The organism is Micromonospora sp. NPDC049257, from assembly GCF_040678915.1.
Lineage (GTDB): Bacteria > Actinomycetota > Actinomycetes > Mycobacteriales > Micromonosporaceae > Micromonospora > Micromonospora antibiotica.
Map to the genome: position 1 here is coordinate 274,443 of NZ_JBFAQU010000004.1, position 21,349 is coordinate 295,791.

Sequence of the window (21,349 nt, forward strand, 5' to 3'; positions counted from 1 at the left end):
GGCCGGGCTGGTTGGGTCGATCCCGTGCCCTGGCTATGCGTGCGCTGTGGAATCCGGGGACGCGGGCCCGTCGCCGTCCGACCGCGCGGGCGCGACGGAAACCTGCGGCGCGGGGGCGGCGGGACGTGCCGGTGTCGGCGGGTCCGAGGCCGGGGGCGCGGGGGCGGTGGAGTCCGGCAGCCGTACGGTGAAGACGGTGCGGCCCGGTCGGCTCTCCAACGCGACGGTGCCGTGGTGAGCCTCGACCACGGCGGCGACGATGGCCAGGCCGAGGCCGGTGCTGCCGTGTTCCCGGGACCGCGAGCTGTCCCCCCGGGCGAACCGTTCGAAGACCTCGTCGCGCAGCTCCGCCGGCACCCCGGGGCCATCGTCGGTGACGCTGATCTGCACCGCGCCGGGCATCGGGGCGAGCCGGGTGGTGACGGTGCTGCCGGGCGGCGTGTGCACCCGGGCGTTGGCCAGCAGGTTCGCCACCACCTGGTGCAGCCGGACGGCGTCACCGGGCACCTCCACCGCCTCGTCGGGCAGGTCGAGTTGCCACCGGTGTTCGGGGCCGGCCACGTGGGCGTCGCTGACCGCGTCCACCACCAGCGCGGTCAGGTCGACCGGCCCGGTGGCCAGCGGCCGGCCGGAGTCGAGCCGGGCCAGCAGCAGCAGGTCGTCGACGAGGCTGGTCATCCGGGTGCTGGCGGACTCCACCCGGCGCAGCGCGTGGGCGACGTCCGGCGGCACCTGGTCGCGGCCCCGGCGGGCCACCTCCGCGTAGCCCCGGATCGCGGCCAACGGGGTGCGCAGCTCGTGCGAGGCGTCGGCGACGAACTGGCGTACCCGGGTCTCGCTGGCCTGCCGGGCGGCGAGCGCGGCGGCGACGTGACCGAGCATCCGGTTCAGCGCCGCTCCCACCTGCCCCACCTCGGTACGCGGATCGGTGTCGGCGTCGGGCACCCGCACCGACAGGGCCACCTCGCCCCGGTCCAGCGGCAGCTCGGCGACCCGTCCGGCGGTGGCCGCCACCCGGTGCAGCGGACGCAGTGTGGCCCGGACGATCAACGCGCCCAGGCTGCCGGCGACGAGCAGACCGGCGGCCGCGACGCCCGCCTGGGCGACGACCATCCACCACACCGTCTCCTGCACCAGCTGCAGCGGGATGGCGAAGATCAGGATGTCGCCATCGGGGAGCCGGCGGGACACCGCCCGGTAGTCACCGCGGTCGCCGAGTGCGACGGTGTGCGGCGCACGGTCGGTGGGTAGCCGGGTCAGCGGGGCGACCTCGGCGGCGGTGAGCGCCTCGGTCGCCCCGGAGCTGCTACGGATGCGGGCCGACGTCTCCCCCTGCGGGGTGACCCGCATACCGACCGAGCCGACCGGGAACGTCGGCGGTGGATCGGGTGACCCCTGCCGGTTGGCGGACTGGTCGAGAGGGCGCGGCTGGTCCGGGGATCGGTCCCAGGGCAGCCGGCTGTCGAAGCGGCGGTTGTCCATGGCGAACTGGTTGTCGACCTGGTTGATCAGGAAGTGCCGCAGCGCGATCGTGGTCAGCCCGCCGATGCCGATGCTGACCAGCGCGAGCAGCGCGACCACGGTGAGCACCAGCCGGCGGCGCAGGGACCAACCGGCCAGCCACCGTGCCCGGACCGCACCGGACAGCCGGCGACGCAGCCGGCCGACCGGGTCACGGCGCGGGCTTGAGGACATAACCGGCGCCGCGCAAGGTGTGGATCATCGGGCGGCGTCCCACGTCGATCTTCTTACGCAGGTACGAGATGTACAGCTCGACCACGTTGGCCTGCCCACCGAAGTCGTAGTTCCAGACCCGGTCGAGGATCTGCGCCTTGCTCAGCACCCGGCGCGGGTTGCGCATCAGGTAGCGCAGCAGCTCGAACTCGGTGGCGGTCAGGGTGATCAGGTCGTCGCCCCGGCGTACCTCGTGGCTGTCCTCGTCGAGGGTGAGGTCGCCGACGGTGATCACGGCCTCCTCCCGGGCGGTCACCGCGAAGCCGGTACGCCGCAGCAGGGCGCGCAACCGGGCGATGACCTCCTCCAGGCTGAACGGCTTGGTGACGTAGTCGTCGCCGCCGACGGTCAGCCCGGCGATCCGTTCCTCGACCGCGTCACGGGCGGTCAGGAACAGCACCGGCACGGTCGGGGTCTGCTCGCGCAGCCGGCGCAGCACCTGGAAGCCGTCCAGGTCGGGCAGCATCACGTCGAGCACCACCGCGTCGGGTTGGAACTGCCGGGCCGCGCTGAGCGCCGCCATCCCGTTGCCCGCGCTGCGCACCTGCCAGCCCTCGTAGCGCAGTGCCATCGAGAGCAGGTCGGTCAGGGTGGGTTCGTCGTCGACCACCAGCACCCGGACGGGCTCACCGTCGGGACGGCGAAGCTCGATCCGGTTCGGTACGGTCTGCCCGTCGGTCACCATGCCCCCATCGTGGGACCGGTTGCTGGTCCTGATCTATGCGCATCCTGTGTGCCGGCTGTGCGCGTGCGGCTGCCCCGCTCGACCGTACCGGGCCGGACGGGGTCGGGTGGGCCGATCGTGCTTCTGTGGGCCGCTACTGGCCCGCGCCGAGCGGGTAGGTGTGCACGAAGGACATCGTCCAGACCCCGTCGGCGGTCGGCCGGTCCCGCTGGTAGAGGTGGTCGGGGCCGCCCCCGCCCGGGGTCGGCGGGGTGTCCGGGTGGCGCAGCACCCAACGCACCGGCGGCACGCCCGCCTGGTCGGCTGGCAACGCCCTGACCAGGTCGTGGGCCGGCCCACCGAGGAAGCGTACGGTCACCTCGCCCATCGACCCTCCCGGTGGTGGGCCGACGGTACGCCGGCCACCCCGGCAAGCTACCGCACACCCGGCCGGGCCGGGGGCACACGACGGACGCCGCACGACGGAGGCCGCACGACGGGCCGGCACCTGGCGGTTCCGGGGTCCACCGGGGCGGGCGGACGGTTTGCCCTGCGCAGCGGCCGGGTACCGGCTCGGCAGCGCCATCGCCATCCCGGCGACGCGGTCGGCATGGACAGGAGCGGGTCGATGAGGACGCTCGCCGGGCGGTACCAGCTCGAACAGCGCATCGGCATGGGTGGGATGTCGGAGGTCTGGCGGGCGCACGACGTCGTGCTGGACCGGCCGGTCGCGGTCAAGCTGATGTCCCCCGCCCACCGGGGCGAGGAGACCTCCGTCGAGCGGATCCGGACCGAGGCCCGCTCCGCCGCCCGGCTCGTGCATCCCAACGTCGCCAGTGTCCACGACTTCGGCACCTCCACGACGCTGCCGGGCCGGGAGATGCCGTACATCGTGATGGAGCTGGTGGAGGGGGAGACCCTCGCCGCGCACCTGCGGGCCGGGCCGTTGGACTGGCGCATCGCCGTACGGGTCTGCGCCGAGGTGGCCGCCGGGCTCGCCGCGGCGCACGCCCACGGCATCGTGCACCGCGACGTCAAACCGGCCAACGTCATGCTCACCCCGTCGGGGGCGAAGGTGCTCGACTTCGGCATCGCCACCCCGGCGGGGGCCCCCGACCGCAGCCCGGACGGCATGGTGGTGGGCACCCCGGCGTACCTGGCCCCGGAGCAGTTCGACAGGCAGCCGGCCACCCCCGCCGCCGACATGTACGCGGTGGGGGTCCTGCTCTACTACTGCCTCACCGGCCGGTTGCCGTACGCGGCGGGGACCACCGCCACCCAACTGGTCGGGGCCCGGTGGAAGATCACGGCGGAACCGCTGCCGCCGATCGCGGGGTTGCCACCCGAGGTGGTGGACCTGTGCCGGCGCTGCCTCGACGACGACCCCCGGCAGCGGCCCAGCAGTCTGGTGGCGGCGCTGGAGCTGGCGGAGGTGGTCGACGCCCGGGTCTACGTGCCGATGCTGGCACCGGTGCCCCGGCCCCGGACGGCGTCGATGTCGCCCTGGACCGAGCGGGCGGCGGCGGAGGCGACCGAGGTGGTGGCGTTGCACGACTGGTCGCGTACCGGATCGGTCTGATCCCGGTTCCGCCGGCCGCGCGGCACGGCGTTTCACCCGTTCGTGGCCGGGAATCCGGCCCACGAGTGAGGGAGGAACGCGATGCCGGATCCGAGTTCCTGGCTGCACGAGGCCAGCGCGACCGCCACGGGCGGGCACGTACGCACCGACGACGGTGGGCTCTCCACCGCGCTGGCGTCGCCGCTCGCGCCGCACTGCACGGGGTTGACCCCGGAGCAGCTGCTCGCCGCCGCCTTCGCCTCCTGCCTGCACCACGCGGCGGTCGAGGCGGCCGGGGAGATCACCGACGAGGCGCACACGGTGCAGGTGACCGCCGAGGCGAAGCTGGGACGCGACGACGACGGCCGGTACCGGGCCGACGTGCACGCCAGCATCTCGTCGGTGGGGTTGAGCCGCGACCAGTTGGCCGAGCTGGTCGCGTACGCCGACCGGCTCTGGCCGTTCTCCAGCGACGACAGCAGCCGGCACCGGTTGACGGTGAGCGCGGCCGACAACGGCCGGCACTGAGCCACATCGTTCGGCCGGTGGAGGCACCATCGGTGGTACGGCCACCATCGCCCCCACCGGACGAACGATGCCCACCGATCGATCAGCAACGATGACATTCTGCCCGCTATCGCCAAAGAAGTAATGCTATAAGCGACAGAAGCGGCCTGAGGCTTACGCGGCTCCCCTAGCGATATGCGGAGAAGATCCGGGCGGAAAGTGACCCGTTGTGGCGTAGGCCACCCGGCACGGCGGTGGTCCGCGGCCGAAACCTCTCTAGCCTCGGCGGGTGCACCCCGACGACACCGATGAGCAGCGACCGGCCCGACAGCACGCGGCTGACCCTTCGACCGGGGCCACCTCGGACGAACGGAGGATCGGCCGGCACCGCGCACCGGAGCCGCCCCGGCGGGGCGTCCGCACCCCGTTCGCCTCGGTCCCCGCCCGGATCGCCCTCGCCGGCGGCGTCACCTGCTGTCTGGGGCTCATCGCGTTCGCCGGTACGCACCACGTCGACCGGCAGCGGCCCCGGCCGGTGCAGGAGGTGCTGGCCGACCGGGCCGCCGACGAACAGCGGGCCTCCCGCGCACGGGACCGGGCCGCCTCGCCCCCGGCCGCCCCGGCGTCGGCGAGCCCGCACCCACCGGCCGCCCGCAGCGCCTCACCGACACCGACGAAGCCGGGCCGGCCCCGTCCGGTCGCCGGCCTCACCCCGGTCCAGATGGACAACGCCAAGAAGATCGTCGACGCCGGTGTCGATCTGGGCGTGCCCCGACGCGGCATGGTGGTCGCCGTCGCCACCGCCATGCAGGAGAGCGACCTGCACAACCTCGCCAGCGACGTGCTGCCCGAGTCGTACGACCACCCGCACCAGGGCAGCGGTTCCGACCACGACTCGGTCGGCCTGTTCCAGCAACGCCCGAGCAGCGGCTGGGGCACCGTCGCCCAGCTGATGCGCCCCGACTATGCGGCTCGGGCCTTCTATGCGGCGCTGGCCAAGATCCCCGGCTGGCGGGAGCTCAGCGTCACCGCCGCCGCGCAGGCCGTGCAGATCTCCGCCTACCCCCACGCCTACGCACGGCACGAGCAGCGGGCCACCACCGTGGTGGCCGCGCTGACCTGAGGCCCGACGACCCCGGCCCGTCACCGCAGCGGTGGCGGCGCCGACCACTGAGGCCCGACGACCCCGGGCGGTCGCCGCAGGTGGCGGCATCGACCGCTGAGGCCCGACGGCCCCGGGTGGGTCGCCGGCAGCGGGTGCGGCCCGGTCAGGCCGCCCAGGTCCCCGGCTCAGGCTGGTCGGCCGGCACCTCGTCGACGCCGGTGGCCACCCGGGTCGCCGGCACACCCCCGGCGGCGGCGGTCGGGGTGTCGACCGGCACCGTCTCGACGGCCACCCCGGTCAGGAGCTGATCCGCCCGGGCGGCCCGGTGCCGCCGTTCGTGCAGCGACGCCTCGAACTCCCGCCGGGCCTGCACCGCCTCGGCGTACACCCGCTCCCGCAGTTGCCGGGCCTCCTCCCGGGCGGCGTCCAGCTCGTCGCGGGCCCGGGCCAGTAGCTCGGCCGCCGGCTCCGCCGGGCGGACCGCACGGCCGGCGTCGGCCCGCCGCCGGTCGACCATCGCCAGGAGCAGGGTGGTCTCCTGGCGGATCTGATCCCAGTCCCGCCCCGCGCCGGCGATCACCTCCGCCCGCGCGGCGAGTCGGGTCAACCGGACTCCGAGCTCGTCCAGGAAGGAATCGGCCTGTTGCCGGTCGGAGCCGGACCGCACGACGGAGAACCTCATCACGTGTCGCCCCCCAGGAAGCTGATACGTCTGTTCCAGCTCGATCCTGGCGGCAGCCGGCCGACACGGGGGCGGTTCGGGAAAAATGTTCAGCAATTGCGGGGCCGGCGGCCGGCCGGGCCCCGGCGCGGGGGACGCGCCGGGGCGAACCGCGCGGTCAGGAACGCTTCGGCAGCACCACGACCCGGCCGAAGAACTCGTCGATCCGGCGCACCACGTCGTTGAAGTCGTCCAGGTCGATCGGCTTGGTGACGTAGGCGTTGGCCTGCAGGCTGTAGCTGCCCACGATGTCGGTGTCCGCGTTCGAGGTGGTCAGCACCACGATCGGGATCGTCCGCAGGTCGTCGTCCTGCTTGACCTCGCCGAGCACCTGACGCCCGTCCATCCGGGGCATGTTCAGGTCGAGCAGGATCACGTCGGGGCGTCGGGCGTCGACGTGCCGGCCCTCCCGACGCAGGAACTCCATCGCCTCCTGGCCGTCACCGACCACGTCGATGACCTTGGCGATCTCGGAATCCGCCAGGGCTTCCTCGATCATCAGCACGTCACCCGGGTCGTCGTCGACCACCAGGATGCGGACGGGGTTCGTGGCGCCTCGGTCCATGGGTCCAACCTGTCTGTCTCGGCGATCGGGGACGACGGTCTCGGTACCCCGTCGGCGGGAGAACCGAACGCGGTCATCCGCGAGGTGGGAAACCGGTCGGTCATCCGCTGGCGGGGAAATTTAGCCCATCACCGGGCGGACGGCGACCGCGGGTCGGCGGTGTCCGGCTGGTAACGCAGCACCTCGGCCAGCCCGGTGATCTGGAGAACCCGATCCACCCGGCCGGTCGCCCCGGACAGCCGCAACCACCCGCCCCGGGCGGCCGTCAGGTTGTCACCGCGCACGAAGGCCGCGATGCCTGTGGAATCGCAGAAGGTCAACGCGCCGAGGTCGAGCAGCAGGTGCCGCTCGCCGTCGGCCACGAGCCGGTCGATCTCGGCGTTGAGCGCCCCGGCCGCACCGAGATCCAACTCGCCCGCGAGCCGCAGGCACACGCCGCCACCATCGCGCTCGTCGTGCGTGACGGTGAAGGTCAACGTCGTCCCTCTCGCTTCCACCGCAGGAAGACCCTTGCAGTGCAGCAAGTATACGCAGCGCTCCCCGGGCGCCCCGCAACGCCGCGTCAGTGCCGGACGACCCCGGATGCGACGGTCGCCGCCACACCCAGCGCCACGAACCGTCCCGCCCGGGGGAAGTCACGCAGGGCGTGCCCGTAGTGGCCCAGGGTCGACGCGACCGCCGCGGTCGGTACCCCCCGACTGGCCAGGATCGTCGCCAGCCAGGACACGAAGTCGGTGAACAGCTCCGGGTCGTCGACGTAGACGGCGGCGGCCAGCGAATCCACGATGTAGCCGAGATCACCGATCGTGGCATCCCACTGCGTCGAGGTGTACTCCCCGACCGACGGCACCCGGACCCGCAGGTCCGCCACCGCCGAGTCGATCAGCTCACCACGCCGTTTCACCAGGCCCGCGTACTCGTGGTCGGCGAGGTGGGACAGCTCCGCAGGTGGAACCCGACGCAACCGCCGCTCGTCGGCGACCAGGTCGGCCGCGCCCGGGGCGTCCGCCGCCCAGGCGACCCCGAGCCGCCGGGCCCACCGGCCGTCCACACCGAACCCGCGCCCGCCGACCACCACCGGCACGTCCGAGCGCCGGCACGCCTCGATCATCCGGTGCGCGTACGGCAGCCGCATGGGCAGGGCACAGGCCAACGCGACCGCGTGCGCGTCGTGCCGGTGCAGGTAGGACACCAGGTGCGCAGCCGGCACACTGGCCCCCAGGAACGTCACCTGCCAGCCGCGCAGTCGCAGCACCTCCGCGACCAGCCGGGGCGGCAGGGCGTGCCACTCACCATCCATGCAGGCCACCACGATCCGCCCCCGGGTGGGACGCGGATCGGCGTACCCGGCGATCGCCGCCACCACCCGCTCGCTGATGTGGGTCGCCGCGTGTTCCTGCGCCACACTCCACTCGTTGCGGGCCCACCGCTCACCCACCTCGACCTGGGCCGGTGCGACCAGGTCGAGCAGCACCCGCTCCGCGGGGACACCGGCGTCGAGCAACCCGGTGGCGACCTCGATCGCGCCGTACTCGTCCGCCTCCTCCAGACAGGCGAGGAAGTCGGCGAAGGCGTGCGCCGGGTCGACCGGGGCGGTCGGGACGGTCACGATCGGGGGTTCCTCTCGGCCGTGCCCGGGACAGCCGGGACGGAGTGCAGGTGCCGTCGGGGACGACCGCCCGGCCCGGTCGCCCGCAGGGCCAGCACCGCGATGTCGTCGTGGTCACCGTGCCCCAGCCAGTCGCAGGTGACCTGCTCGACCCGCTCGGCGAGCGCCGGGGCGGGCATCCGGTGGCAGGCGGTCACCGCATGGACCAACCGGTCCTGGCCGAACTGCTCGTCACCACGTCGACCGCCCCGGGCCTCGGTCACCCCGTCGCTGTAGAGCAGACAGGTCTCCCCCACGGCCAGGCGTACGGTGACCTCACCGACGCGGGGGTCGGGGACCACGCCGATCAGCATGCCGCGCAGCGGCACCGTCTCGACCTCGCCGGAGTTGCGCAGCACCAGCGGCGGCAGGTGCCCGCCACCGGCCATCGTCAGCGACAGGCCGCCGTCGCGGTGCGGGCGTACCGTCCCGAGCACCAGGGTGGCGAAGCGGCCCTGACCGTGCGCCTGGGTGGTCTCCAGCAGGGCGTCGTTGAGCAGCTTCACCAGCCGGCCGGGGTGCGACTCGACACGATGGAGCGCCTGGAGACACTGACGCAACTGGCCGGTGAAGACCGCGGCCTCCACCCCCTTGCCCGAGACGTCGCCGAGGAAGAACACCGCGCCACCGTCGGCCAGCCGGTGCGCGCCGTAGAAGTCGCCACCGATGCGCAGGCTCGCCTGCGCCGGCCGGTAGGCCGTCCCCCACTGCACGCCGGCCACCTCGGGCGGCTCCACCGGCACCAGACTGGCCTGGAGGGTGTCGGCCACCTCGGCCTGGTTGCGGTAGAGGACCGCGGTGGTGAGCGCGGCGCCGGCCCGGGCGGCGAAGGCCCGGACGAGATCCAGGTCGGCCTCGTCGTACCAGCGGATGCGGCGGGCCACCAGCAGCACCCCGGCCGGGGCGTCCCGGCCGGGCAGCGAGACCATCCGGGCGGTCACCTCCGACGTGGTCAGCCCCGGCAGCCAACCGGCCTCGACCGCCTGCTCGACGAGCCAGTCCACGGCATGCGGCTCGACACCGGACAGCCCCTCGGCGATCGCCGGGGGCAGTGCGGCGGCGGGCAGCACGCCGCTGTCCACCGTGGGGGACTCGTGGTCGGCCCGGGTCGCCCGCCACCACCGGGCCCGCCCGGACCGGGGCGCCAGCACCAGCACCGCCACCTCGGCCAGGGTCGGTACGGTCAGCCGGATGACGGCGGCGGCGGCCCGGTCGGGGTGCAGCGGGTTACCGAGCTTCTCCCCCACGACGGCGAGGAAGGCGGACCGGGCCCGCTCGGCGAGCAGCGCGTCCGCCCGGGAGACGCTGTCGGTGACGTCCTCGACGTACAGACAGCTGCGGGACCCGGACAGCGCCACCCGGCGGATCCGCAGCCGCCGGCCGTGATGGCCGAACCCGTCGGGGTCGGTGACCCCGGTCAGCACGGCGAGCCCGGCGGCGGCCAGGCCACGACCGGGCGTCACCTCGGGCAGCAACCGCTCGGCGACGGGGCTGACGTGCCTCACCACGCCGTCGGAGTCACAGATGATCAGGCCCTCACGGAAGTGCTCGACGACCTCGGACCAGGCGGGCTCGGACCGGGCGGGCTCGGGCCAGGCGGGCTCGGACCGGGCGGGCTCGGGGCTGGTGCCGTCCGGTGCCAGCGGGGGCAGCACGGCGGGGGCGCCGACGGACCGGGCCGGAGCCCGTCCGGCACTCGGCGTGGAGATCCGTCCGTCGCCCGGGTCGAAACCCCTGACGTCGGCAGCAGCCACCAGCTGAGCCCCACTCCCCTTGTCACCGTCCGCCTGTCACCGTTCGCCGGGCCGCGGAGGTCGTCCGTATGCGCCAATCTGTTCCGCTCAGCCTACGCCGCACGGCGGGTTCCGCCACCGCACGGCACCCGGCGGCCCGGATACGCGCTCCTGCGGACCCGCCGGGAGATTGTTACGATCCGGCTGATCCAGCCCGACCGTCGGCCCTGCGGAAAGGCGCGCTGTGGCATCCCCTGGCAGGACTTTCGAAGCTGCCCCGCTGACCATGTCGGTCGACGGGTCCGACCCCCGGTCACCGGTCATCGCGGTCGGGGGTGAGCTGGCCTACACCACCTCCGCGCCGTTGCGCGCCGAGATCGACCGGTTGCTCACGGGCCGGCCTCCGGTGATCGTCATCGACTTCGCCGGCCTGACCTTCATCGACAGCACCGGGTTGTCGGTCATCGTGCACGCCTGGCGCGAGGGCCAGCGGGCCGGGACGCTGATCCGCCTGCGAGCCACGCCCCGGTTCCTGGGGACCATCCTGGACATGACGGGGGTCACCGGGCTACTGGCCCGTCAGGCGCCGGAGCAGTCCGCCGTCGCCGCACCGAAGCCACCCGCCGCCACCGCCTGAACCCCCGGCGACCGCGCCCGGCCCCGGATGGGTCCCGCGAACCCCCGACGTTTCCCGGTCCGGGGTTGCTGGGAACATGAGGGCATGCGCCCGCAGCTGTTGTCCATCGAGGTGACCCGGCCCGATGCCGGCCACGCCCGGCTGCGGTTGACCGGTGACCTCGACTTCGACACCGCTCCGGAGCTGCTCGAGGCGGCGGCCCGGGTCCGCGCGGACGGCTGCCACGAGCTGACGGTCGACCTCGGCGGGGTCGGTCTGTGCGACTCGTCGGGCCTGAGCGCCTTCCTGGTGCTCAGCCGGGGCGGCGTCGGGCCGCTGCGGCTGACCGGGGTGGGTGACCGGCTCCAGCAGTTGCTCGACCGCACCGGCCTGACCGAGCTGCTGGCCGTGGAGCGACCGACGGCAGGTGCCGCCGACGACGTCCGCGAGGTGGGCTGAGCCACCCGGCTGCCGGGGTGGCCCCCGACCCTGGGACCAGGGGCCGGGGGCCGGGAGGGGGCGGGCGGGTCAGCTACACCCCGGTCATGTTCGTGCCGGGGCCGGCGGCGGGCGGCCCGGTCGACCCCGTCGGCGTACGGCCGACGGTCATCCGGCGACGGCGGGCTCCTGCGTCACGACGGCGGGTTGCCGGCGGGGACCGGTCGACCGGACCTCGACGGGGGAGGGTCGTTCGACGTCCTCCGGAGGACCGGAATCGGGCAGCTGGAACAGGTAACGGACGAATCCCCCACCCGACTCGTTCTCCTCCGCTCCCGGCCACTGCCCGGCGCAGTCCACACCGACGACCTCACGACCGGAACCGTCGGCCTCCTCCACCAGCGCCCAGAGGCTCACCGGGTAGCACCGTGTCGCCTCGGGGCCGATCCGCCACCGCGAGTACCAGCCGGGACGAGCCGGAACAATCTCCACGATCCTCTTCATGACGACCTTCCCTTCCGCGTGCCTCGGAAGACCTCCGGTCGCCTCGATGATCTGCCCCGGACGGGTGAGCGCCCCTCACCCCCGGCGAGTGAAGCCGCTGCCCGCCGGGGGTCCGGCAGAACGGTTTCCGGGCTCCGACCGGGGGTAGCCGCGCCGGATGGGGACCACCGACGATCGTCGTACCGCCCGCCGGGCGCTGATCGTGATCGGTCTGGTGTTGGCGGTCGTCATCGGGCTCGGCCTGCTCTGGTCCACCCGTCGGGTGCTGATCTGGATCCTGCTCGCGGCGTTCCTCGCGATGGCCCTCAGACCCCTGGTGGACCGGGTGGAGCGCCGGCTGGTGCGGCACCGGGCCACGGCCACCCTGCTGGTCTTCCTGGCCGTGTTCGGGCTGCTGGCGGCGGTGGGCGCGGTGATCCTGGTGCCGCTGCTGGACGAGCTGGGACGGTTCGCCGACCGGGCCCCCGAACTGCTGCGGCAGGCCCGCGCCGGGCAGGGACCGCTGGGCGGCCTGCTCGACCGGACCGGCCTGTTGGACTACGCCCGTCGCCACGGCGACCAGGTCCAGCGGTACGGCGGTGAGCTGCGCCAGCCTGCGGTGGAACTGTTCCGGGGCGTCCTGCGGACCCTCGCCGGCCTGGTCACCGTCGTCGTGCTGGCCTACCTCATGGTCCTGGAGGCGCCCTGGATCATCCGGACCATGCTCGGGGCGGTCGGTGCCGGCACGGGGGTGCGGTTGCGGCGGATCGGGCGGGGCACCTCGCGGGTCATCACCGGCTATCTCAGCGGCAACCTGCTGATCAGCGTGATCTGCGGACTGGGGACGTACGTCGTGCTGGTGCTGGTGGGGGTGCCGTTCGCAGCGGTGATCGCGCTACTGGTGGGGATCGCCGACCTGGTTCCGCTGGTCGGCGCGACGCTCGGGGCGGTCGTCGCGTCCGGGGCCGGCTTCCTGCGCTCCCCCACCGCCGGGCTGGTGGTGCTGGTCTTCTTCGTCGTCTACCAGCAGGTGGAGAACCATCTGCTGCAACCGCTGATCATGTCCCGGGCGGTCCGGCTGAACCCGCTCACCGTGCTGGTCAGCGTGCTCGTCGCGGCCGATCTGGCCGGGCTGGTCGGGGCGCTGTTGGCCATCCCGGCGGCCGGGGTCGTCCAGGTGCTGCTGCGCGAGTTCGGACCCGTCGGCCACCGCAGGGGTGACGATGTCGGCGGGTCCGACGCGGCCCGGCCCGGCCGCCGGGGGTGAGCCGGCGGCCGGACCGATCAGCTTCGGTCAGCGGGTGCGCGCCGGCACCTCGGGCGAGGAACTCTCCAACGGCACGGCGTTGGCCGGGACCAGGCCGAGCTGCGTCGCCGGGCGGGTCAGCGCCGCGTCGAGCACCCAGTCGGCGCTCACCCGCGCCCGGTTGCCGGGCATCGCCAGCAGGTGGTAGCCCCGGGTGACCGCCTTGGCGGGCAACCCGGACAGCGACAGTTTCAGCGGGTTGGCCGCCGCGTCCTTCCCACCGAGGTCGACCACCCAACCCAGGTCGTGGTGCTTGTACGGGTGACGCCGGCCCTGGCCGTAGGAGGCGGCGATGTTGCGCGCCACGAGCTTCCCCTGCCGCTGCGCGTGCTGGGCGGTCATCGTGCAGACCTGGCCGGGGCGGGTCAGGTCCGGCACGGCGGCGGCGTCGCCGCAGGCGTACACCTCGGGGAAACCGGGGACGTTGAGGTACTCGTCGACCACCAACCGGCCCTTCTCGGTCCGCAGCCCCAACTCGGCCACGAACGGGTCGGGACGGACCCCGACGCACCAGGCCAGCGTGCAGGTCGGGACGTACTCGCCGTCGGTGAGGCGTACCCCGTCGGCGGTGGCCTCGGCGACCGAGGTGCCCATCCTGACGTCGACACCCCGACGACGCAGCACCCGGTCGGCGGTGCGCGACATCCGCTCGTCCAGCTCCGGCAGGACCCGGGGGGCGACGTCCAGCAGCATCCACCGGGGCCGGACCGTCAACCGGGGGCGCTGCGCGTGCAACGCGTCGGTGAAGAGCTGCCCGTGCGCGGCGACCTCGGTGCCGGTGTAACCCGCCCCCACCACCACGAAGGTGGCGCGGGCCTGCTGCTCGGCCGGGTCCTGCGCCTGCTCGGCCAGCTCGATCTGGCGGACCACGTGGTCGTGCAGGTAGACCGCCTCGGGCAGGCCCCGGAAGCCGTGGGCGTACTCGGTCACCCCGGGGATGGGCAGCAGCTTGTTGACGCTGCCGACGCAGAGCACCAGCCGGTCGTAGGCCAGTTGGCCCCGCTCCCCCTCCGGGTTGGTGAAACCCACCCAGCGGTTGGCCAGGTCGACCCGGTCGGCCTCGCCGACGACGACCCGCACCCCGGGCAGGGTGCCGGTCAACGGGACCGAGATCCGGGTCGGCTCGACCACCCCGGCGGCCACCTCGGGCAGCAGCGGCAGATAGAGGAAGTAGTCGGTCGAGTTCAGCAGCACGATCTCGGCCCGCCCACCGGCCAACCGCCGCAACGTCTTCGCCGCGTGGTAACCGGCGAAACCGGCGCCCACGATCACCACACGAGGTTTCGTCATGCCCGCTCCCTTCCCGGCGGTCAGCACGACAAACGTGTCGGATCGCCCCGGCACCGTCGCACCGGAGCGGGGCGGAGCGCGCCGGAGCGGGGCGGGGCGGCCGGTGACCCGGAGTCACCGTTCCCGCCGCCGCGCGAGGACGCGTGCGGTGCACGAGGGCGTTCCGGCCCGCCTGATACATCAGTGACGGGCTCCCGACTGTAGTCACACCGCGTAGACGACACCGTTGCTTTCGACGCGCCTTCCGCTCACGCTGAGTTCCTGTTCGACCACCACCAATCGGAGGGACAGATGAGAGTTCGCCGTGTCGTCGCCGTCGCACTGGCCGCCCTGCTGGCGGCCGTGGGGCTCGCGCCGACCGCACCCGCCGCGGCGGCCACCGCGGACCGTTGGGGTTTCGCCTACGTCGACAACCCCACCGTCACCAGCTGGACCGTGCTGGACACCACCCGGCAGTGGGGCACCTGGAAGACCGCCTTCCCGGCCGCCTGGGCCACCGGCATCAAGCTCGCCCCGGGCCGGTTCCAGGTGCGCTTCCCGCAGATCGGCGCCGGTGCGCGCGGGGTGCCGCACGTGACCCCGGTGGACCGGGCCGGGCACTACTGCACCGTGGTGCGCTGGTTCCAGTCGGGCACCGACGAGATCGTCGACGTGCAGTGCTTCGCCCCCGGCGGCACCCGCGACGACAGCCGGTTCACCGTGCTGTGGACCGCCAGCTCCGGGGTGCTGCCGGCCGGCACCGCACACGCCTACGTCCAGGGCGGGGTCAGCGGCCTGGTCCAGTCGTACGTGTCCACCGGGGCCCCCGCCGCGCTGGCCCCGCTGGGGGTCGGGCAGTGGTCGGTGCGGCTGCCCGGGGTCGGGCTGGCCGGGGTGCTGGCCGGCAACGTGCAGGCCACCGCGATCCAGCCGAACGCCGGTCCGCGCCGGTGCACCGTGGCCCGGTGGGGCGCCTCCGGCACGGACGTGCTGGTCTACGTGTTCTGCTTCGACCAGGCCGGCGCGCCGGTGAACACCGACTTCACCCTCTCCTACCACCGGGGGCGGTCGGTGATCGGGTCGCTGGCCCCGCCGAAGTTCTTCGGTCACCTGGCCAGCGCGGCGGGCGGCCCCACCAACGACAACTCCCAGCTCGGGGTGGGCGTCAACACCATCGCACCGCTCGCACCGGCCGGCCGCTACCTGGTCACCTTCAAGCAGCTCGGCCAGAAGGAGACGCATGCCCAGGTCACCGCGCAGGGCACCGGGCCCAACTACTGCAACCTGACCCAGCCGTGGTCGTACGCGGTGGACGCCCCGGTGGACGTGATCTGCTTCGACAACACCGGCACGCCCGCCCCGTACCAGGTGCTGGTCGCCTTCACCTCCCGGATCTGAGCCGGACGTCGATGCCCGCCGGTGCACCGCACGGGCGGGCATCGGCCCGGGCGACGCCGCCGTACCGCCAGCACCCGCCCGGCCCGGCACGTGCCGGGGGCCGTCGCCGCCCCGCCCAACCCGTGGACCGGGTGCCGAACGTCGTCTCCGCTTCCCGGCCGGTTCGGCTAGCGTTGTCGGACCGTCGCCCCGGCGGCCGAGCCACGAGCAGCACGAAGGTGAGCCGATGGGACCGAAGGCGAGCATCCGGGACGTCGCCGCCGCGGCGGGCGTCTCGGTGACCACCGTGTCCCACGTGTTGAACAACAAGTCCGGCACCCGGGTCAGCGCACAGACCCGGGAACGGGTCGAGGCGGTGGCCCGGCAACTCGGTTACGCGGCGAACGGGCTGGCCCGGGGGCTACGGCTGCAACGGTCGTACGCGCTGGGGCTGCTCGGCGACGTCATCGCCGCCACCGGGCAGGCCGGGCGGCTCATCCTCGGCGCGCAGGAGACCGCATCGGCGCGCGGGTGGGTGCTGCTGCTCACCACCGGACGCGACCTCGAGGCCGAACGGCGGGAGATCCGGGCGCTGTCGCGGCACCGGGTCGACGGTGTGCTCTACGCGACCACGGACCACCGGGTGGTGCGGGTCCCCGACGAGCTGCGCCCGATGCCGGTGGTGCTGCTCAACGCCCGCAGCGACGACGCCACGCTCCCCTCGGTGGTGCCCGACGAGCGCGGTGGTGCCGCCGCGGCGGTGCGGGAACTGCTCGCCCACGGGCACCGCCGGATCGGTTTCGTCACCACCGTCGACGACGTTCCCGCCGCGCGGGGCCGGCTGCTCGGCTACCGCGAGGCGCTGTGGGCCGCCGGGGTCCCGTACCGGCCGGAGCTGGTACGTGCCGACGTCGGCGACCCCGCCGGCGGGCACCGGGCCGCCCGCGTCCTGCTCGACGCGGCCGACCGGCCGACGGCGCTGTTCTGTTTCACCGACCGGATGGCGATGGGCGTCTACCGGGCCGCCGCCGAACTCGGCCTGCGGGTGCCGCAGGAGCTGTCGGTGGTCGGCTCCGACAACCAGGAGGTCATCGCGGACGGGTTGTTCCCCGCGCTGACCACCGTGGCGTTGCCGCATCACGGGATGGGCGCGTGGGCGGTCGAGACGATGGTGGAGCTGCTCGACCGGCCGAAGGGGGCCCGTCGCCGGGTGGCCCGGCACGTCGCCATGCCCTGCCCGCTGGTCCGCCGGGCGTCGGTCGCCGCCGCACCGCACTGACCGGCGGAACCCGCAGGTGCCGACCGCGGGCCCGGACCACACGGGTCCGGGCCGTCCGGCCGCGAGCCCGGTCGCACCCCGCGACGGCGGCGGGGACGAAGGCAGGTGGCTGGTCAGAGTGGTCGGGGGAACGGTTCGGCGGTCGGCATCGGCACCTGGAGGTAGGTGGCGCCACGCAGGTCCAGCCAGGCCCGGTCGGGGGCCCGGACCAGCCGCAGCATCACCTCGGCGCAGGAGGGACAACGACCCACCAGCCCCGGGGCGTGGGCCCAGACGCGCAGTCCGGCCATCGGGCCGACCATGCCACAGGACGCGCACCGCCCGGTCGCCGCGCTCAGGTCCACCGCGAGCAGCTCGCGCAACGGCCCGTCGAGCATGTTGCCGTCCAGGTAGGACATCTCGGTCATCGGTTCTCCTCGCCGGTCAGCCGGTCGGCCCGAACCGTTCGGTCCGGACCCGCCGGGTCGGGTGGCCCAGCCCCACCAACAGGTCCGCGACGGTCTCCACGAAACCGGTCGGACCGCAGACGTAACAGAGCGGTTCCAGGTCCGCCGGCCAGCCGTGGGTGTTCACGTCGGCCAGACCGATCCGGTGCGGCTCGCCCCGCCACCCGTCGGGGGCCTCGCGGGTGTAGACGTAGCTGACGTCCAGGCCGAAGTCGTCGCGGGCGCGGGTACGTAGTTCGTCGGCGTAGATGACGTCCGCCGGGGTGCGTACCGAGTAGATCAGCCGGAACGGCGCCCGGCTGCCGGCGGCCCGGCGGGCCCGCACCATCGCCATCAGTGGCACCACCCCGGAACCCCCGGCGACCAGCAGGACCGGCGCGGTCTGCTCGGACCGCCAGACGAACCAGCCGCCGACCGGGCCACGCACCTCCACCGGGTCCCCCTCGGCCCAGGCGTCGGTCAGGTACGGCGACACCTCGCCGTCGGGCACCCGCTGCACGGTCAACGCGATCCGGTCGCCGTCGGGCGGGCCGGCCAACGAATAGGAACGGGCCGCCTGGTAGCCGTCGGGGGCGGTGAGCCGGACGTCGACGTGCTGCCCCGGCAGGTGTCCCGGCCAGCCGGGCACCGACAGGACGAGGGTCTGCGCGGTGGGCGTCTCGATCCGGCGCTGCGCCAGCCGGGCCACCCGCCAGCCCAGCGGGGCGGCCACCCGGCCACCCGGGGCGGCTGTGGTCACCTCAGTCACCCTGGTAGCGCTGCTCACGCCACGGGTCGCCGTAGTCGTGGTAGCCGGCCGTCTCCCAGAAACCGGGCTCGTCCTCCACGGTCAGCCGCAGGCCCCGCACCCACTTGGCCGACTTCCAGAAGTAGAGGTGCGGCACCAGCAGCCGGGCCGGGCCACCATGCTCGGCGGGCAGCGGTTCGCCGTCGTACCCGTGCACCACCCAGGCCTGACCGTCACGCAGGTCGTCCAGCGGCAGGTTGGTGGTGTATCCGCCGTACGAGTGGGCCTGGGCGTAGTCGGCGGCGGTGTCCACGCCGTCGAGCAGCACGTCCAGCGAGACGCCCTGCCAGCTGGTGCCGAACTTGGACCACCGGGTGACGCAGTGGATGTCCACCGTGGGGGTCTCCTGCGGCAGGGCCATCAGCTCCGCCCAGGACCAGCGGAACTCGTCGCCGGTCTCGGTGGCGAGGACGAACTCCCAACGGTCCAGCGGGACCCGGGGGGTCGGCCCGGCGGACAGCACCGGGAAGTCCTCGGTCAGGTACTGCCCCGGCGGCAGGGCCGGATCGGTCGTACGGCGTCGGCCCTGGAAGCCCGGTGACACGATTCCCACCCGTCAGTCGTACCACCCGGCGGGTGTGCGCGGGAGGGTTCCCGCCGACCGGCACGCCTTCGGCGGCGACCCGGTCGCGGGTCGCCGCCGGGCGCGTACCGTCAGTGCTTGTCGGTGACGACCTCGACCTCGCCGGGCTCCCGGTCGCGGGTGGCCCGCAGGCTGGTCAGGGTGACCACGGCCAGGACGCCGATGATGACGCCGAGCGAGGCCAGGGTCGGGATCTCCGGCACGCCCGACCAGATCCCGTGGGCCCAGTGCAGGCCGAGCTTGACGCCGATGAAGGCCAGGATGATGGCCAGACCGTAGCTGAGGTGCACCAGGCGGCTCAGCGCGGCATGCAGGACGAAGTAGAGCGCCCGCAACCCGAGCAGCGCGAACGCGTTGGTGGCGAAGACCAGGTAGGGGTCCTCGGTGATGCCGTAGACGGCGGGCACCGAGTCGACCGCGAAGACGATGTCGGTGGCGAGCACCGCGACCACCACCAGGGCGAACGGGGTGAGGGCCCGGCGACCCTGCTGCCGGATCGTCATCCGGGTGCCGTGGTACTCCTCGACGACCGGCATGAACCGGCGCAGCAGCCGCACCGACCGCATCTTGTTGATGTCGACTTCCTGCTCGTGCCCGGACAGGGCGTCGCGCAGCAGCTTGACCGCGGTGGCGATCAGGATGATGGCGAAGAGCAGGAAGGCGAAGTCGAGGGTCTGCAACGCCGCCGCGCCGAGGGCGATGAAGATCGCGCGCAGCACCAGCGCCCCGGCGATGCCGTAGAGCAGCACCCGTTGGGCGAGCACCGCGGGCACCGCGAAGGCGGCCAGCAGCAGCATGAACACGAAGAGGTTGTCGACCGACAGGGACTTCTCGACCAGGTAGCCGGTCAGGTACTCGACGCCCTGCTGGGAGCCGAAGCGGTACCAGACCCAACCGCCGAAGGCCAACGGCAACGCGATGTAGAAGGCCGACCAGCCCAGCGCCTCCCGGATCGACACCTCGTGCGGGCGTCGGGTGACCAGGAAGTCGAGGACCAGCAGGGCGAGCACGCCGACGATGGTCACCGCCCACAGGGTGGGCGTGCCGACCGACGACAACCCACCGGCAGCAAAGTACGACAGATCGGTCATGGAGCCTCCTCGAACACCGTGCCATGTTCGAGGTCTCCTTCACCCACGTTCGCCGTGGGCAACCACCCGAGGCGCACCCGGGGCGCGCCGTACTGACCGGAATGGTTCGTGGGAAGTACTCCCCTCGTGCGGTCCAGGTTAGGCCAGGTCCGAGCAACTCGCCAAGTCAGGGCGCACCACCGTCACGGCGTCGTTGCCCTGGTCAACGGCTGTGTGCCCGGGGCGGCGGTCGGCCCGACGCCCCCGCCGGAGCCCGACCACCCGGTGGCACCGGGGTCGACCGGTGGGGTCAGGCCCGACGCAGGGCGGCCACCCCGGGGGTGAGCGCCGGTTCCACCAGTTCCCGGTAGTCGCGGGGGAACCGGGTCACCAGATCGTCGAACTCACCACCGCTGACCGCCTCGCGGACCGTGACGAAGACCGCCCGCACCACGTTCCGGGCGGCCGATTCGTCCAGGTCGGCCCGCTGCGCCACCCGGGCGACGAACTCGGCCGCACCGAACCGCTCGGCCGCCTCGGTGCTCGGGCTGGGCCGCAGTGCCAGCCGCAGCGGCGCGGGCAACTGGGTGGCGAGGTCGAGCACCTCCCCACCGGTCAACCGCTCGGCGAGGGTGGCCAGGGTCGCGTGGACCAGCACCACGGCCCGCTCCGGGTCGGTGCGGACCCGACGGGCCACCTGGTCGACGAAGGTGTCGTAGTTCATGCGGGGCTCCCTTCGACATGAGGCCGGTCGGTTACCCGCCACGGCGACCCGGAAACGACCCGGTTCCCCGCCCTCGCCCGGGTCCGGTTCCGACGCCGGATCCCGCTGCGGGCCGTACCACCGGCAACGAGCCACTTTTCCGCTTCGGGGCGCGTGACCGGCCGGCGGACGGGTAACCGCCGCCGATCGTGACCGGCACGAGGCGGCGAGGAGGCTCACCGGTGGCCAGTCGAACCGAGGTCCTGCGGTACCTGTCCCGGCTGGACTGCCCGGCGACGCGCGACGCCGTGGTGCGCCAGGCCGAGCGGGAGGGCGCACCACCGGAGGTGGTACGGGCGTTGCGCGCGCTACCGCCGGTGGACTACGCCGACACCGCCGAGGTGGCCCGCTGCGCCGCGCTCGACCCGGCGCCGGAGGGCGACCCGGCCCGACGCGCGGAACAGGGCGACCGCAGGCGTCACCTGCGGGTCGCACAACACCTGCGGAGCATCTGAGCCGCCGGCGGCGAAGGTGGTCTGCTGCCCGGCCGGCGAGACGGCGGGGCCGGGAGGCGGGAGGGGTCCCCACACAGGCGGGCGCCCCGGGTCACGAACCGTGACCTGGGGCGCACGCGTGCCTGTTCACCGGCCAACCGCCGGGTGGCCACCCGAACCGGGTGGGCATCGCTGCCACGATCATCATATGACACGCCATCACCCGTACGGCTGATTGTTGAAATAGTGTGGGCTAGCACACG

Annotated in this window: 23 protein-coding genes and 1 pseudogene; 9 read left to right on the top strand and 15 right to left on the bottom strand. The window is 73.6% G+C overall.

Features of this window, described 5'->3' with window-relative positions; all coding sequences use genetic code 11:
* Positions 1-156: 156 nt before the first annotated feature.
* The 3 genes and pseudogenes from AB0K25_RS09630 to AB0K25_RS09640 all read right to left on the bottom strand — a co-directional run.
* Positions 157-1,620: pseudogene (locus AB0K25_RS09630) on the bottom strand (HAMP domain-containing sensor histidine kinase); the annotation flags it as partial.
* Between the two features lie 52 nt (positions 1,621-1,672).
* Positions 1,673-2,419 (bottom strand): response regulator transcription factor, encoded by a 747-nt coding sequence (locus AB0K25_RS09635; protein ID WP_219460972.1) that lies wholly within the window; start codon positions 2,417-2,419, stop codon positions 1,673-1,675.
* Positions 2,420-2,552: 133 nt separating this feature from the next.
* The gene (locus tag AB0K25_RS09640; RefSeq protein ID WP_357533858.1) at positions 2,553-2,786 is read right to left on the bottom strand and encodes a hypothetical protein; all 234 of its coding nucleotides are present in this window, start codon (positions 2,784-2,786) and stop codon (positions 2,553-2,555) included.
* A 240-nt stretch (positions 2,787-3,026) separates the two neighbouring features.
* On the opposite strand from AB0K25_RS09640, the gene AB0K25_RS09645 reads away from it, so the two are divergent.
* The 3 genes from AB0K25_RS09645 (at position 3,027) to AB0K25_RS09655 (ending at position 5,586) form a co-directional block, all read left to right on the top strand.
* Positions 3,027-3,977: a serine/threonine-protein kinase gene (locus AB0K25_RS09645; RefSeq protein ID WP_357533860.1), complete on the top strand. Its 951-nt coding sequence runs from the start codon at positions 3,027-3,029 to the stop codon at positions 3,975-3,977.
* 81 nt (positions 3,978-4,058) lie between these two features.
* Entirely contained in the window at positions 4,059-4,484 is a 426-nt protein-coding gene (locus AB0K25_RS09650; RefSeq protein WP_208566347.1) for an OsmC family protein, read from the top strand.
* 268 nt (positions 4,485-4,752) lie between these two features.
* A complete protein-coding gene (locus tag AB0K25_RS09655; RefSeq protein ID WP_219460966.1) occupies positions 4,753-5,586 on the top strand; it encodes a hypothetical protein in 834 nt (277 codons plus the stop codon).
* A 145-nt stretch (positions 5,587-5,731) separates the two neighbouring features.
* On the opposite strand, the gene AB0K25_RS09660 is transcribed toward AB0K25_RS09655, so the two are convergent.
* From AB0K25_RS09660 to AB0K25_RS09680, 5 genes are all read right to left on the bottom strand, one after another.
* Complete coding sequence (locus AB0K25_RS09660) at positions 5,732-6,250, bottom strand: ATPase (protein ID WP_363819498.1); 519 nt, start codon at positions 6,248-6,250, stop codon at positions 5,732-5,734.
* 157 nt (positions 6,251-6,407) lie between these two features.
* Positions 6,408-6,854: a response regulator gene (locus tag AB0K25_RS09665; protein ID WP_208566350.1), complete on the bottom strand. Its 447-nt coding sequence runs from the start codon at positions 6,852-6,854 to the stop codon at positions 6,408-6,410.
* 128 nt (positions 6,855-6,982) lie between these two features.
* Entirely contained in the window at positions 6,983-7,351 is a 369-nt protein-coding gene (locus tag AB0K25_RS09670) for an STAS domain-containing protein (protein ID WP_308290694.1), read from the bottom strand.
* A gap of 65 nt (positions 7,352-7,416) precedes the next feature.
* Entirely contained in the window at positions 7,417-8,463 is a 1,047-nt protein-coding gene (locus tag AB0K25_RS09675) for a cobalamin-dependent protein (protein ID WP_357533863.1), read from the bottom strand.
* A complete protein-coding gene (locus tag AB0K25_RS09680) occupies positions 8,460-10,256 on the bottom strand; it encodes a PP2C family protein-serine/threonine phosphatase (RefSeq protein WP_363819502.1) in 1,797 nt (598 codons plus the stop codon). Before AB0K25_RS09680 ends, AB0K25_RS09675 begins: the two co-directional genes overlap by 4 nt.
* A 265-nt stretch (positions 10,257-10,521) precedes the next feature.
* Between AB0K25_RS09680 and AB0K25_RS09685 the strand changes: the two genes are divergently transcribed.
* Positions 10,522-10,872: an STAS domain-containing protein gene (locus tag AB0K25_RS09685; RefSeq protein ID WP_219460960.1), complete on the top strand. Its 351-nt coding sequence runs from the start codon at positions 10,522-10,524 to the stop codon at positions 10,870-10,872.
* A gap of 84 nt (positions 10,873-10,956) precedes the next feature.
* Entirely contained in the window at positions 10,957-11,310 is a 354-nt protein-coding gene (locus AB0K25_RS09690; RefSeq protein ID WP_219460958.1) for an STAS domain-containing protein, read from the top strand.
* A gap of 147 nt (positions 11,311-11,457) precedes the next feature.
* Here the strand turns inward: AB0K25_RS09690 and AB0K25_RS09695 are convergent, their stop codons facing one another.
* The gene (locus AB0K25_RS09695; protein WP_208566356.1) at positions 11,458-11,793 is read right to left on the bottom strand and encodes a hypothetical protein; all 336 of its coding nucleotides are present in this window, start codon (positions 11,791-11,793) and stop codon (positions 11,458-11,460) included.
* 157 nt (positions 11,794-11,950) lie between these two features.
* Here AB0K25_RS09695 and AB0K25_RS09700 point away from each other — a divergent pair, with 157 nt between their 5' ends.
* Positions 11,951-13,039: an AI-2E family transporter gene (locus AB0K25_RS09700; protein WP_363819506.1), complete on the top strand. Its 1,089-nt coding sequence runs from the start codon at positions 11,951-11,953 to the stop codon at positions 13,037-13,039.
* Between the two features lie 27 nt (positions 13,040-13,066).
* Here AB0K25_RS09700 and AB0K25_RS09705 read toward each other — a convergent pair whose 3' ends face one another.
* Complete coding sequence (locus tag AB0K25_RS09705) at positions 13,067-14,368, bottom strand: NAD(P)/FAD-dependent oxidoreductase (RefSeq protein ID WP_363819509.1); 1,302 nt, start codon at positions 14,366-14,368, stop codon at positions 13,067-13,069.
* 291 nt (positions 14,369-14,659) lie between these two features.
* Between AB0K25_RS09705 and AB0K25_RS09710 the strand changes: the two genes are divergently transcribed.
* Both AB0K25_RS09710 and AB0K25_RS09715 read left to right on the top strand, forming a co-directional pair.
* Positions 14,660-15,745: a hypothetical protein gene (locus AB0K25_RS09710; RefSeq protein ID WP_208566359.1), complete on the top strand. Its 1,086-nt coding sequence runs from the start codon at positions 14,660-14,662 to the stop codon at positions 15,743-15,745.
* Between the two features lie 226 nt (positions 15,746-15,971).
* Positions 15,972-17,003 (top strand): LacI family DNA-binding transcriptional regulator, encoded by a 1,032-nt coding sequence (locus AB0K25_RS09715; protein WP_208566360.1) that lies wholly within the window; start codon positions 15,972-15,974, stop codon positions 17,001-17,003.
* Positions 17,004-17,116: 113 nt separating this feature from the next.
* On the opposite strand, the gene AB0K25_RS09720 is transcribed toward AB0K25_RS09715, so the two are convergent.
* From AB0K25_RS09720 to AB0K25_RS09740, 5 genes are all read right to left on the bottom strand, one after another.
* A complete protein-coding gene (locus tag AB0K25_RS09720; RefSeq protein WP_208566361.1) occupies positions 17,117-17,410 on the bottom strand; it encodes a DUF6510 family protein in 294 nt (97 codons plus the stop codon).
* Between the two features lie 16 nt (positions 17,411-17,426).
* Positions 17,427-18,161 (bottom strand): ferredoxin reductase, encoded by a 735-nt coding sequence (locus AB0K25_RS09725; RefSeq protein WP_219469924.1) that lies wholly within the window; start codon positions 18,159-18,161, stop codon positions 17,427-17,429.
* Between the two features lie 28 nt (positions 18,162-18,189).
* Positions 18,190-18,789: a sulfite oxidase-like oxidoreductase gene (locus tag AB0K25_RS09730; protein ID WP_307799081.1), complete on the bottom strand. Its 600-nt coding sequence runs from the start codon at positions 18,787-18,789 to the stop codon at positions 18,190-18,192.
* Positions 18,790-18,890: 101 nt separating this feature from the next.
* A complete protein-coding gene (locus AB0K25_RS09735) occupies positions 18,891-19,910 on the bottom strand; it encodes a TerC family protein (RefSeq protein WP_219460943.1) in 1,020 nt (339 codons plus the stop codon).
* 289 nt (positions 19,911-20,199) lie between these two features.
* Positions 20,200-20,613, bottom strand: coding sequence for a DUF2267 domain-containing protein (locus tag AB0K25_RS09740; RefSeq protein WP_363819514.1), 414 nt, complete (start codon positions 20,611-20,613; stop codon positions 20,200-20,202).
* 221 nt (positions 20,614-20,834) lie between these two features.
* Between AB0K25_RS09740 and AB0K25_RS09745 the strand changes: the two genes are divergently transcribed.
* Positions 20,835-21,107 carry a DUF2795 domain-containing protein gene (locus AB0K25_RS09745; protein ID WP_219460935.1) on the top strand — a complete coding sequence of 91 codons (273 nt, stop codon included), beginning with the start codon at positions 20,835-20,837 and terminating at the stop codon, positions 21,105-21,107.
* The last annotated feature ends 242 nt before the right edge of the window (positions 21,108-21,349 follow it).

Excerpts from the sequence above, each read along its gene's own strand:
- AB0K25_RS09635 (WP_219460972.1), bottom strand. The coding sequence starts at position 2,419 with ATGGTGACCGACGGGCAGACCGTACCGAACCGGATCGAGCTTCGCCGT.
- AB0K25_RS09640 (WP_357533858.1), bottom strand. The coding sequence starts at position 2,786 with ATGGGCGAGGTGACCGTACGCTTCCTCGGTGGGCCGGCCCACGACCTG.
- AB0K25_RS09645 (WP_357533860.1), top strand. The coding sequence starts at position 3,027 with ATGAGGACGCTCGCCGGGCGGTACCAGCTCGAACAGCGCATCGGCATG.
- AB0K25_RS09650 (WP_208566347.1), top strand. The coding sequence starts at position 4,059 with ATGCCGGATCCGAGTTCCTGGCTGCACGAGGCCAGCGCGACCGCCACG.
- AB0K25_RS09660 (WP_363819498.1), bottom strand. The coding sequence starts at position 6,250 with ATGAGGTTCTCCGTCGTGCGGTCCGGCTCCGACCGGCAACAGGCCGAT.
- AB0K25_RS09665 (WP_208566350.1), bottom strand. The coding sequence starts at position 6,854 with ATGGACCGAGGCGCCACGAACCCCGTCCGCATCCTGGTGGTCGACGAC.
- AB0K25_RS09685 (WP_219460960.1), top strand. The coding sequence starts at position 10,522 with ATGTCGGTCGACGGGTCCGACCCCCGGTCACCGGTCATCGCGGTCGGG.
- AB0K25_RS09690 (WP_219460958.1), top strand. The coding sequence starts at position 10,957 with ATGCGCCCGCAGCTGTTGTCCATCGAGGTGACCCGGCCCGATGCCGGC.
- AB0K25_RS09695 (WP_208566356.1), bottom strand. The coding sequence starts at position 11,793 with ATGAAGAGGATCGTGGAGATTGTTCCGGCTCGTCCCGGCTGGTACTCG.
- AB0K25_RS09700 (WP_363819506.1), top strand. The coding sequence starts at position 11,951 with ATGGGGACCACCGACGATCGTCGTACCGCCCGCCGGGCGCTGATCGTG.
- AB0K25_RS09705 (WP_363819509.1), bottom strand. The coding sequence starts at position 14,368 with ATGACGAAACCTCGTGTGGTGATCGTGGGCGCCGGTTTCGCCGGTTAC.
- AB0K25_RS09710 (WP_208566359.1), top strand. The coding sequence starts at position 14,660 with ATGAGAGTTCGCCGTGTCGTCGCCGTCGCACTGGCCGCCCTGCTGGCG.
- AB0K25_RS09715 (WP_208566360.1), top strand. The coding sequence starts at position 15,972 with ATGGGACCGAAGGCGAGCATCCGGGACGTCGCCGCCGCGGCGGGCGTC.
- AB0K25_RS09720 (WP_208566361.1), bottom strand. The coding sequence starts at position 17,410 with ATGACCGAGATGTCCTACCTGGACGGCAACATGCTCGACGGGCCGTTG.
- AB0K25_RS09735 (WP_219460943.1), bottom strand. The coding sequence starts at position 19,910 with ATGACCGATCTGTCGTACTTTGCTGCCGGTGGGTTGTCGTCGGTCGGC.
- AB0K25_RS09740 (WP_363819514.1), bottom strand. The coding sequence starts at position 20,613 with ATGAACTACGACACCTTCGTCGACCAGGTGGCCCGTCGGGTCCGCACC.